Raw genomic sequence first — 12,123 nt, forward strand, 5'->3', positions numbered from 1 at the left:
CCCACCAGGGTGCCTCGCAATCACATGCACTAGGAAGGCATATTATAAAACTGCCGCTAACCTTCATCTCGCTCTAAAGGATGACGGCAGCAATGAGCTATCGGATGGCTAGTCATTTATGCGCTATCCATCTGAATCTCTTTCACCACGATATCGCCATCGACCACAATTGGCTCATCGTCGAGGAACAGCGAACAGTTGCGCATGGGAATATCCAAATGGCAGGCCGTATCGTTAGGGCCACCCAACTCATTGTTTGGGCCGGTTGAGAACATCACATTGCCATAGAAGCTGCGCGGCTCCATCCCCATTCCTCCGGGGAACTCTCCTGGCACCATGCGGTGCCATTTGGCATCCGGGTTCATTCCCCATCCCACATGGCTCATCCCCAGGCCACGTTGGTCGTTGAAGCTGTCCATGTAGGATTTCACCAGCTCAGCGTCCAGGCCGCCGCGAATATCCGTAATCCAGCCCTTCTCGATGGTGTAGGTGATGGGTTCGCGGACGTAGATATTCTGTGGCAGCAGAATATCGCCAGGTGCTACCACAATCGTACCGTCCACACCGTCATCATCCCCGCCTGTAAACACGAAGCCGGATGGCCAGTGATCCCAGCGACCGGGTTCGTCGGTACAGGCATACTCCGCCACGGTGGGGTAGGTATTAAGCTGGTAGGTCACATCCGTGCCATGGTGGGAGGTAATGCGCATGATCTTGGCCTTGGCGAGCAGCTCTGCGGCTATTTCGACCTTCTCTTTCAGCTCCTTGGATGGCAGCATGCGGGCCAGTAGCTCGGGAGGCTCCACAGCAGTAAGCACACGTGTGCCCGCTGCCTGGATCGCCATCTGCTCGGGTGAAAAGAGCAGGAAAATACAGTCGATAAGCATGTCGCAGTTTTTAAGCGCCTCAACAGCTTCAGGCATACTCGCCAACCCCGTTGTACCTACATTCCAACCTCCCACCGCCAGGGGAGCGGGTAGCCGCATGTGATACATATTGGCACCCAGCCGCTGCCCAGCTGCCATAAAGGCATCAGCATAGTCGAGCCGATCATTGCCCTGGGTCAGCACAATGAGTTTCTCGCCGTCTCTTACACCGGACATTTTCAACTGGTGAAGACAGATTTCAGCAAAGCTCGCGTGATCCATAAAAACTCCTGCGTTTCGTCAGTCAGATTTGTTGCTCACGGCCAGAGAAATCCTGCCTGGGGTGCTTGAATTCAGGCTGAACATCAAGCACCGGGCAGGTTATCGGTGGAAGAATTATGCAGGCGCTTTCTGTGGTGCCGACGAGATAGCGGGTTTGCTTTTTCTGCGTCCCAGCTCTTCAGCGATGGCATTCAAGAAGGCATCCGTTGACGCCTGATGCGGCTTGGTAACGAGGCTAACACCCACGAACAGAACCGTAGACACAATGATCCCCCAAATACCGGCAGGCATTCCGAACAGAGAGTTACCGGTGGCATACATCAGCAATACGAAAGCGCTGGTACCCAACACACTGGCCAAGGCGCCCGCAGCGGTGCCACGTTTCCAGTAGAAAGCACCGATGATGGAGGGCACCATGGCGACCAGACCGGAAGATGCCGCAACGGAGAGCACTGCAATCAGGTCGAGTTGCAACTCCGCAAAGGCCAGTGCCATCAGTGCAATCACCGGTATGACGATTTTGCCCATCAGCAACTGACGTTTTTCATCAACATTGGGTTTAAGATTGGCGTATACATCCCGCGACAGCATGGAGGCCAGCGTCAGCATGATGGAGTCGATCGTGGAGACAGCGGCAGCCATGATGCCAATCATCACAATCACGCCCAACACAGGGGGCACAAAATCGGAAGCCAGCAGCGATGGTGTTGCCAGGTCGGCACGCTCCAATCCTGGGAAGGCGGCCAGAGCAGAGAACCCCCACAGCACCGAAACCAGTGTGTAGATAAACCCGAAAACCAAAAAGCCGATCAGCATCTGGCGCATGGAGCGCAGCGAGGAAGGCATAAACAGACGCTGGCTGACCTGGGGGTTGGAAAGACTGAAAAAGAACCACGGAATACTCAGGCCCAGAAAGGTCACCAGACTAAAGAGTCCCGGCCCTGGTACGGTTAATGACGCAGAATGGTCAGTTGCCAGCGTACCGAATAATCCACTGAAACCACCCAGCCCCTGGATCACCAGAAACGCGACCAGTGTCGAGGCAACAATCATCATTAAGGCCTGCAGCGAGTCTGTCCACATAACGGAACGAATACCGGCAATGTAGGAGAAGAAAATGGCAATCACTGTCGCCATCACCACGCCCGTTGTGAAGGTGATGGCACCATCCGTCATCCCCTGTAGCAGATAACCCACCCCTGCCAACTGCACCGCAGAATAAGGAATCAGGAAAATACAACTGGCAACAGAGACAGCGGTCGCCACATGCTTATGGTTGTAACGGTGCCCCAGCATTTCACTGGGCGTTACAAATCCAAACGCCTTACCCACTGCCCAAAATTTAGGGCCGAAGATAGCCACCAGCGAAACACCGGCGAAATAGATAATTTCGAACCCCAGAGCACCCACCCCACCGGCGTAGGTTAATCCCGCCAGGCCGACCATCATAAAGGCACTGTAGGTCGTGGCACTGTAGCTCAACGCCGATACAAAGCCGTTCATCTGCCGGTTGCCCAGGAAGTAACCGGACATGCTTTCGGCAGGCCCCTGGCGTGACAGCACCGCGATACCCACGGCAATTACCAGGTAGATGGCAATCGACCACCAGATCATTGACTCAGTCATTGCTATGCTCCTCGAAATCCTTGGTGATGTAGATATTCAGGGCAATCACGACGAGTCCTGCGCAGGTCCAGAACAGAAAACTGCCGTACCACATAGCGACATTGGTTAAGAAGGTGTAGGGCACCAGATAGCAGAGCAGGACCACTGCCCAGACTGCCCATATCCATTTACTGCGTTTCATAGTCCACCTCGTTTTGTATCATCAGGGAGTAGAGTAAGTATTGTTGTGGTGAGGCTGGCGTAGTTCGGCAACGCGTTGTTCAAGTTGTTGCCAAGAAGGTGCATCAGGGGCAAAGCGCGCCCTGAGATAGGCTGCCAGTGTGGCAACCTGGGTGTTGCTGAAACTGTCGGCAAAGCCAGGCATGGCGCCAATACCAACAACGTGTTCGGCATGGACACCCCCCAGGATCGACTGAATAACGTTATCGGGCCGTTCACTGTGCAGATTGGTATTCAATGCCAGCGAAGTAGCCGCGCGATTGAACGAAGGCAACCCGCTATCGACGTGACATGAGGCGCAGGCACCGGCGAACAGCTGTTCCCCCTGCTCCATGCCGGGCGGGCTTGTCATGGTGCGGGATATGCGCTGCTGCGCCTCCGCCAGCTCAGCTTCACTGTTTCCCGCCGGGGCACCCATCTGGGCGGCAACATAGTGTGCAATAGCGCGCACATCATACTCGGGCAGCTCGCCCAACCCAGCCACCACCGGCGCCATGGGGCCAGAAGCGACCCCATGCAGCGGGGACTCCCCATGACGCAGGTAGTCATAAAGCGAATGCTCGCTCCAGGGAATCGGCGCCCTGGATAAGGTGTTGAGCGGTGGTGCCTCCCAGCCGTCCACCATCGCACCGGCAAAGTAGCGCTCACCGCTCTGCTCAGCGCCCATGGCGTTACGCGGCGTATGGCAGGCACTGCAATGCCCCAGCCCTCCGGCTAAGTAAGCGCCACGATTGTAGAGTTCGCTTTGTTCTGGATCAGGCTGGAAGGGGGTCGGGTCATGATAGAGCGCATTCCACCCGGCCATCAGGGCACGCAGGTTATAAGGGAAGGAGAGAGCATTGGCAGGCGTGTCCGCTGAGACAGCGGGCTGCGCCATCAAGTAGGCATAAAGGGCTTGTAAATCGGCATCACTGGTTTTGGCAAAGGCGGTGTAAGGAAAAGCAGGATACAGGTGGCTGCCATCACGGCTGATCCCATGGCGCATCGCACGCTCAAAGGCTGCGTATGACCACTGCCCTATTCCCGTCGCCTCATCCGGCGTGATGTTGGTGCTATACAGGGTGCCAAATGGTGTTTCGAAGGCACGTCCACCGACATTCTCAACGCCTCCTTCGGCAGTATGGCATGCGGCACAGTCTCCAGCGGCAGCAACTAAACGCCCACGCTCAATGGTTTCAGCTGAGTACAGCGTGGGGGCTGGCCTTGATACAGGAGCGATAGCCCCCTTCCACGGCCATGCCATGGCAGCACTGCCTGCTATCGTCGTCAATGCCGCTGCCGCAAACCAACGACGGCGTAAACGACGTGTCGCGGGCGAGGGAGATAGCGTCTCATCGCCCGCGACCTGCTCCTGCAAGGCCTGGCGCACCCGATTGGCCGTAAACGGTGGTTGCCGAAAGCGCACGCCGGTTGCATCGAACAGGGCATTGGCAATCACGGCTACCCCTGGCGCAAAATCCACCTCCTTCAATGGGGACGCGGGTTCAGTGGTCGCTAGCTGATCGTTTCTGGTGGGTTCTATTGCCGGAGACGTCAGCCGTGACAGCGAGGTTCGTTCCTGCTCTTTTTTGTCAACCGTGCCGTTTGGCTCATCGCTCCATTGGTCAAAAGCCGGCGTATGCCCCAGCAGTGGCCGTGCCTCTCCTAACACTCGCTCCTGTAGTGTCTGCTGCAAACGGGCCGTATCCACGTACTCACCGGCATCCTGGCCTACTACCAGGCGGGTTATCCGCACCCCACCGGTAATACGATTGACTTCAATATCCGCAATCCAGGCCGAACGCACCCCCGATTTCTGGCGCTGCTCCCGGTCAGGTAACTGGGCATAGGCAACACCACGCCCTCTAAGCATTTCGCTCGGTCCACGAGGCGCCTGCTGCGGGGGCGTCTGCCACTGCACTTGCCTGGCAACCGACTCGATTAATTCAATACCCCGCTTGTCCTCCAGGTGGCGAAGACGAAAATCCAGTGGGTCCTGGCCGCTCTCCCTGGCCATTTCATCAATAAAGGATTCCCGGGCGAAGGTCTGCTGAACATTCAACAGGGTGGGATTGGTCGGGGCGCCAGCGGGGTAACCGGTGTGGGCCGTCAGAGTCTCCTGGCGAAACACATAGGGTTCATTAAACGCATAGGAAGCGGTGGCGGTAGGTTCATCTGCACTGGTCTGGAGCTTAAGCCGCCCGCTGAGCCATAGGCCAACCGCGGCCACCTCGCTGGGGGCCAGGGTCTGGCGGTAGCTGTACTCTTCGATACGGCCCTCTTCACTTACTACAGCACTCAACTGCATCCGCTGCGCCAATCCCAGCGCGGTCATATCCCTGGCATAGCGCTCATCCAGCCAGACCGCCACGGGGCATGCCAGTATCTGCGAAAGCAGCGCCGCATCAATGGCGGCGTCGTCACCACAGTGGCGGCCCAAGCCAGTCGCACACAGAGGTGCCTCCGTGTTACTGGAGAACAGCGCTATCTGATCCTCATCCAACCCGGTCAGCATCTTCAGGTCATGTTTGAGCGTATTTGGCGTTGTTGTTTGCCCCCATACGTTCAGCTGGTTTTGCTGGTAATCAGCAACGACCCAACCCGGCTGTTCCCCCCAGCGCATTCGGCCTGGCCAGCCGTAATGATGGCTGGCTTCACGGTGAGCGCCCGCTGACGAGACCCCCTTAGCCTGGGGCGCCAGGGCATCGGTTGGCGTCTGAATGCCTTTCAGCGGAGACACCAGGGAGACCTTGGTCGGTTGCTGCCAACGAAGATGGAGACGCGCAGCAGCGTCATAAGCAGCCTCCAGGCTATCCGCCACCACGCCGACAAAGTTGTTCTCAATCACCACGTCGGCCCGGTAGGGCAAGGCTGCCACCTCCGACTTATCCACATGCTCAAGCCGGGCACTTTCAAACTGCTCACCATCCCACACATAGAAAGGCGGCCTGACCACGACTCCATAGTGGACATGGGCAAGCCCTACCGGTAAGGCTTGGCGCCGTGGCGTAGAGGACAACGGTGAATCACTCATCAACTGTCTCCCGCCTTGCCGCCGCATCGGCTAATACGGCTTGCCGGGCAGCTTCAAGAATTTCCAGGTGGGTACCACAGCGGCAGAGATTATGCTCAAGGGCAGCTCGAATCTGCTCTTGGGTAGGCGAGGGGTGGTGATTCAGCAGCGCCCGAACACTGATGATCATGCCATTCAGGCAGTAGCCACACTGTGCGGCCTGAGCATCAATGAAGGTTTGCTGAACGGGGTCGAGCCGATCCCCCCGTGCCATACCCTCCAGGGTGATCACCTCATGGCCTGCCACCGCAGTCACAGGTAGCACACAGGCGCGTGCTGCTTTGCCGTCCACCAGGACACTGCATGCACCACATTCGCCCAGCCCACAGCCATATTTTGGGCCATTAAGTGCCAGGTCATTGCGCAGCACGTCAAGCAGTGACGTATTAGCGGCTACTGACAGTTCGCAAGACTGCCCATTTACGTTCAGCTTCAGTGTCATAGGGGATGATCGTCATTATTGTCGAAGCATTACTTTATCTACTTGCCGCCCATTATCTAACGGCCTTCCATCCAATCCCTGGATTGGCACACTTTATTATCCAGCGCCAGCACTCGCAGGCCCCATCGAAAACCTACCTGGACACGGCAACTGCACTATTGAAGTGCAAGCCAGAAAACCACTAGCCATTAAAGTGCATACGCTATAAATTTAGCTATATAAAACGTATAGCATTCATCACCATTATCAATCAAGCTTTTTAAAAAATCGAAAAATAAATAAAAAAATGATTAAAAACATAAATCTATAACTACACATCTTTGAAAATAGGCAAACATTTATTTTTAGACCAATTTCGCTTGACCAAAAAATAAATGGTGTATACGTTGTTTTATAGCTCAAACTTAGGAAGGCGTCCAAGCAGCCGAAAGAGCTCCTCCCCCCTCAGCGTTATGTCAATAAAACCAGTGAGGAAACGACGACATGAATAACAAACCCACCATTGCGGTCATTGGTGCAGGCCTAGGCGGAGCCGCCGCAGGCGCTCTGTTGCAACGAGCAGGCTACACCACGAAAGTGTATGAACAGGCCCCCACTTTCTCCCGACTCGGTGCTGGCATTCACCTTGGCCCTAACGTGATGAAAGTCATGCGGCGCATCGGTATTGAGGAGCAGCTCAATTCCATGGGGTCACATCCGGATCACTGGTTCAGCCGCGACGGCATGACAGGTGAGTACCAGTCGCGTATTCCTCTGGGTGAGTTTGCCCGCCAGAACTACGGTGCCGCCTATATTACGGTTCACCGTGGAGACCTGCATGAGCTGATGGTTGCCTCTCTGGACCAGGAAAAGCTCTATTTTGACAAGCGTCTCGTGGATGTTGAAGACCGAGGCGACAAGGTGGTGCTGACCTTTGCAGATGGCACCACCGATGAAGTCGATCTGGTCATCGGTGCGGATGGCGTCAACTCCTGTATCCGTGAAAAACTCCTGGGTACCGAGGCGCCTATCTACAGCGGTTGGGTGGCACACCGGGCGATTATCTCAGCGGAAAAACTCAAGGCTTATGACCTGGATTTCGAAGCCTGTGTGAAGTGGTGGTCGGAAGATCGCCACATGATGGTGTACTTCGTGACAGGAGACGAGAAGGAGTACTACTACGTGACCGGTGTGCCAGAGCCGGAATGGAGCCATGGCACCTCCTTCGTGGAAAGCTCGCAGCAGGAGATGCGTCAGGCGTTTGAAGGCTACCACCCAACGGTTCAGGCACTGATCGACTGCACTGAAACCGTTACCAAGTGGCCGCTGCTGGAACGCAACCCACTCCCCTTATGGCACGATAACCGACTGGTATTGTTGGGTGATGCCTGCCATCCGATGAAGCCTCACATGGCCCAGGGGGCCGCCATGGCCATCGAGGATGCCGCCATGCTGGTGCGCTGCCTGGATGAAGTGGGAGCCGAGCACTACCAACAGGCGTTCGAGCTCTACCGTACCAACCGGTTCGAACGTGCCTCCAGAGTACAGAAGGTTTCCCACGACAACACCTGGCTGCGCTACGACGAAGATCCCGCCTGGGTGTTTGGCTATGACGTATATGAGGTGCCTCTCAAGCAGCCGGAGGCGGCCAGTGAAGGGAGCCCGGTATGAGCAGCTCCCACTACCGTTACGGTGCCAATCTGCATGCCAATGGCATACGCCAGCACTATCTTCGCTTCGGCGGAGAGAGTTCGGGCGAGCGTCAGCCGCTGGTGCTTATACCGGGGATCACCAGCCCGGCGGTGACCTGGGGCTTTGTCGCTGAGCGCCTTGGACAACACTTTGATACCTATGTGCTTGATGTTCGCGGGCGCGGCTTATCCTCAACAGGCCCCGAACTCGACTACGATACGAACACCTGCGCAGATGATGTTATTGCCTTTATCAAGACGCTTGGCCTGAGCAATGTCATTCTGGCGGGCCACTCCATGGGCGCGCGCTTTGCACTGCGCGCCATGACCCGCGGTGCAACAGGTATCGGCAAGCTGGTGCTGATCGACCCACCGGTATCCGGCCCTGGCCGCCGGGAGTACCCCAGCAAACTGCCCTGGTACGTCGACTCGATTCGGGACTGCACCCACGGCGCCAGCATCGACACCATGCGCCAGTACTGCCCAACCTGGAGCGATGAGCAGCTGCGGTTGCGTGCCGAATGGCTGCACACCTGCTTTGAGCCAGCCATCGTCCAGGCCTTCGAAGAGTTTCACAGTGTGGATATCCACCAGGACTTCCCCGCCATCAAGGTGCCCACCCTGCTGATGTGCGCGGGCAAAGGCGGCGTCATCCAGGATGAGGACCGCGCAGAAATCCGCTCCCTGCTACCGACGATTCGCATCACCACTGCTGAACATGCAGGCCACATGATTCCCTGGGATGACTTCGACGGCTTTTTTGCCGCATTTGAAGATTTCCTGGGCACCCAACTCTAAACAAGGCCAAAGATCATGACACACACCACCCTGACCAAGACCTACCGTATCGGCCAGATAGTGCCAAGCTCCAACATTACCATGGAAACGGAAATTCCAGCCATGCTCACAGCGCGGCAACTCATCCGGTCTGAGCGCTTCACTTTCCACTCCAGCCGTATGCGCATGAAAACCGTCAGCAAAGGCGAACTGGCCGCCATGGACGCTGAATCGGACCGCTGCGCACTGGAGCTTTCCGATGCTGCCGTGGATGTGATGGGGTATGCCTGTCTGGTTGCCATTATGGCAATGGGTCCCGGTTATCATCGCGAGTCGCAAAAGCGCCTGCGCAGCCGCACCGCAGAGAACGGCTGCGACACTCCCGTGGTATCAAGCGCAGGCGCACTGGTCGATGCCCTGGGTGTCATGAAGGCCAAACGGGTAGTAGTGGTGGCGCCCTATATGAAGCCACTGACCGAGCTGGTGGTGGATTACATTCGCCAGGAGGGCATAGAAGTACTGGACTACCGGGCGCTGGAAATTCCCAACAACCTGGATGTCGCCCGCCACGACCCCGCCAATTTGCCGGACATCGTCGCCAGCCTTGATCTCAGCAACGTGGATGCCATCGTGCTTTCCGCCTGTGTTCAGATGCCCTCACTGCCTGCCGTTGCCAAGGTAGAGGCGCTAACGGGTAAACCGGTGGTTACAGCTGCCATTGCCACGACCTACGCCATGCTGAAAGCGCTCGATTTAGAGCCTATTGTGCCCGGCGCGGGCGCTTTACTGTCTGGCGCTTACTAGGGAGTAGCCATGATGACGCACTCCAACCAGGCATCCCACGCCAACGATGTGGGCGATAACTCCTTAAACCATAACTACCAAGGGGTATGGGATGGGCGTATTGGCTTTGGTAATAAGGCCGTACTGCTCATCGTCGACTTTATGCAGGGCTATACCACACCAGAGTCGCCGCTGTTTGCCCCTGGAGTGGTGGAAGCCGTCGCCAATATGCCACCGTTGCTTGGTGCTGCACGGCGTACGCATACCCCCGTCATCCATACCAATATTCTCTATCACGCCCCGGATCAGATGGATGGCGGCATTTGGGTCAAGAAAGCGCCGGTGATGCGCGCCATGGTGGCAGGTAACCCGTTCGCTGAATTTTGTCCGGAAGTTACCCCCCGGCAGGATGAACTGGTGATTACCAAACAGTATGCCAGTGCCTTCTTTGGCACCTCGCTGGCCACCACACTGGTTGCCATGGGTATCGACACCCTGATCATCACAGGGTGCTCAACCAGCGGCTGCATTCGTGCCACCGCGGTGGATGGCCTTCAGCATGGCTTCCGGGTGATGGTCGTGCGTGACTGCGTGGGTGATCGTCACCCCACGCCTCACGAAGCCAACCTGTTCGATATTGATAGCAAATATGGCGATGTCATCAATAGCGACGAGGCCATCCACCATCTATTGGCCCATCCGTATCACCCATAACCCGCTGCGGCAGCAGAGCGACATTGTTATATGGCCTGGCTGCCGATCCAAAGAGGAGACAAAAACAGCATCAACGCACGCCAGCAAGCACCCATAACCATAAGACGCACCGCGTTGAACCCTGACAAATCGTATAGGTAACTATCATGAAAGCACCACATCTGATCATATCATCCACACTGCTGCTGAGCCTGCTGTGGACAGCACCTCTGTTGGCGGATGATTTTCCTGAAAAGCCCATCAACATTGTTGTTCCCTGGCCGACGGGGGGGGCGTACGACCTTGCTGCACGACTGATGGCTGAGCATGCCAGTCACACCTTTTCGGTACCGTTAGTCGTCCAGAACGTTACCGGCGCGGCAGGATCAACCGGGGTAAGGCATGTGGCAGATGCCACTGCCGATGGCTATACCATCGGTGTCATGGGTACCCATGCGATCGCCCAGAGTTATATGAACCCCAACGCGACTGCCTTGGATGATCTCACACCCTTGGTATTCATTGGCCCGGAACCTGCCGCGCTGGCAGTCACTCAAGATGCGGATATTGACGATGTAGCGGCTTACCTCGACACGCTCAACGAGGCACCGGGCAGTGTCATCAACGGCAACGATTCTCCCGGCGGGTTCTCTTATATTGCCGCCACCATGCTTGAAAACCAGTTTGATGTGGAACTGACCAAGATTCCCTATCAAGGGTATGCACCTACCGTTTCGGCACTGCTGTCCGGCGAAGTGATGTCAGCGCTGTTACCTATCCCGCTATTGGCCGACCAACATGCTGCCGGGCAACTGCGCCTTTTAGGCGTGGCCGCACAAGAGCGCCATCCTTTCACGCCTGAAGTGCCTACCTTCCAGGAGCAGGGCTATGACTTCATCGCGGAAGATTTCTTCATGCTCTATCTGCCCGGTGACGTGCCCGAAGAACGCAGAAACAAGCTGGCAGAGATGTTCTATGCACTGCTCCAGGATGCATCGTTCCAGGAAGCCGCCAGCGATATCGGCCTGATGATTCAACCCAGGCCCCAAGACGAGACAGCACGCTACCTGGAGCAGCGTGCTGACGAAGTCTACGACATTCTAGCCGCGTCGGGTTTAGTGGATGATTCACTGACACGCTAGCGTTGAGCGGAGCACAGCCAATGACCACTTTAGCTTTCCGGCCAGTCGCCGCTTGGCGCGATATGGCCTGTGGCACCTTGTTCTGTGGGTTTGCCCTGGTGGGACTGGTTAGCGTCGCTAATAGTCCGGCACTTATGAACAGTCTGGGCCAAGGGCTGGACCCCGGCCCCGCCCTACTGCCACTAGTCACACTGGGACTGCTGCTCACCGGTGGCACGTTGATTCTGGCGAAGGGTGCGTGGCGGTGGGTGCAACACACTCGTAACCACGGCCCTACCATAGCAAGCACCCTTCCCGCCGTAGCCGAAAGATCCCCACCGGCCATCAGCCAACACCTTCATGCGGCGGCACTGCTGGGAACACTTGCGCTCCTGCCAAACATTGTTCAATGGCTGGGCTTCTTCCCTGCTGCGCTTTCCGTCGCGACGCCCTGGCTGGTCTGGCTGGGCTACCGACGCACCCGACGGTTCGCCCAGGCCGTGCTGCTGGGTTGTCTGATATCCAGCCTGCTATGTCTCAGCCTCTATCTGATCTTTATCACACTGCTTGACGTCCCTTTGTGATGCCCCAG

General features: G+C 56.7%; 11 protein-coding genes. 6 read left to right on the plus strand and 5 right to left on the minus strand.

Annotation, left to right across the window (positions count from 1 at the left end; genetic code table 11):
- Nucleotides 1-116: 116 nt before the first annotated feature.
- From HP566_RS01700 to HP566_RS01720, 5 genes are all read right to left on the minus strand, one after another.
- Nucleotides 117-1,148, minus strand: coding sequence for a leucyl aminopeptidase (locus HP566_RS01700; RefSeq protein ID WP_249975528.1), 1,032 nt, complete (start codon nt 1,146-1,148; stop codon nt 117-119).
- A 114-nt stretch (nt 1,149-1,262) separates the two neighbouring features.
- Entirely contained in the window at nt 1,263-2,774 is a 1,512-nt protein-coding gene (locus HP566_RS01705; RefSeq protein WP_249975529.1) for a sodium:solute symporter family protein, read from the minus strand.
- Nucleotides 2,767-2,955, minus strand: a complete 189-nt coding sequence (locus tag HP566_RS01710; protein WP_249975530.1) for a hypothetical protein — start codon at nt 2,953-2,955, stop codon at nt 2,767-2,769. Before HP566_RS01710 ends, HP566_RS01705 begins: the two co-directional genes overlap by 8 nt.
- 21 nt (nt 2,956-2,976) lie before the next feature.
- A complete protein-coding gene (locus tag HP566_RS01715; protein ID WP_249975531.1) occupies nt 2,977-6,006 on the minus strand; it encodes a c-type cytochrome in 3,030 nt (1,009 codons plus the stop codon).
- On the minus strand, nt 5,999-6,487 hold the full coding sequence (locus HP566_RS01720) for a (2Fe-2S)-binding protein (protein ID WP_249975532.1): 489 nt from the start codon (nt 6,485-6,487) through the stop codon (nt 5,999-6,001). Before HP566_RS01720 ends, HP566_RS01715 begins: the two co-directional genes overlap by 8 nt.
- A gap of 483 nt (nt 6,488-6,970) precedes the next feature.
- Between HP566_RS01720 and HP566_RS01725 the strand changes: the two genes are divergently transcribed.
- The 6 genes from HP566_RS01725 to HP566_RS01750 all read left to right on the plus strand — a co-directional run bounded on the left by HP566_RS01725 (nt 6,971) and on the right by HP566_RS01750 (nt 12,115).
- On the plus strand, nt 6,971-8,137 hold the full coding sequence (locus HP566_RS01725) for an FAD-dependent monooxygenase (RefSeq protein WP_249975533.1): 1,167 nt from the start codon (nt 6,971-6,973) through the stop codon (nt 8,135-8,137).
- Complete coding sequence (locus HP566_RS01730) at nt 8,134-8,955, plus strand: alpha/beta fold hydrolase (RefSeq protein WP_249975534.1); 822 nt, start codon at nt 8,134-8,136, stop codon at nt 8,953-8,955. The genes HP566_RS01725 and HP566_RS01730 overlap by 4 nt, the downstream gene beginning before the upstream one ends.
- A 15-nt stretch (nt 8,956-8,970) precedes the next feature.
- Nucleotides 8,971-9,738, plus strand: a complete 768-nt coding sequence (locus HP566_RS01735) for a maleate cis-trans isomerase family protein (protein WP_284041262.1) — start codon at nt 8,971-8,973, stop codon at nt 9,736-9,738.
- Between the two features lie 9 nt (nt 9,739-9,747).
- Nucleotides 9,748-10,431, plus strand: a complete 684-nt coding sequence (locus HP566_RS01740) for an N-carbamoylsarcosine amidohydrolase (RefSeq protein WP_249975535.1) — start codon at nt 9,748-9,750, stop codon at nt 10,429-10,431.
- A gap of 146 nt (nt 10,432-10,577) precedes the next feature.
- Complete coding sequence (locus tag HP566_RS01745; RefSeq protein ID WP_249975536.1) at nt 10,578-11,552, plus strand: Bug family tripartite tricarboxylate transporter substrate binding protein; 975 nt, start codon at nt 10,578-10,580, stop codon at nt 11,550-11,552.
- Between the two features lie 20 nt (nt 11,553-11,572).
- Nucleotides 11,573-12,115 (plus strand): tripartite tricarboxylate transporter TctB family protein, encoded by a 543-nt coding sequence (locus HP566_RS01750; protein WP_249975537.1) that lies wholly within the window; start codon nt 11,573-11,575, stop codon nt 12,113-12,115.
- The last annotated feature ends 8 nt before the right edge of the window (nt 12,116-12,123 follow it).

It is taken from the genome of Vreelandella olivaria (assembly GCF_023507745.1).
GTDB lineage: Bacteria > Pseudomonadota > Gammaproteobacteria > Pseudomonadales > Halomonadaceae > Vreelandella > Vreelandella olivaria_A.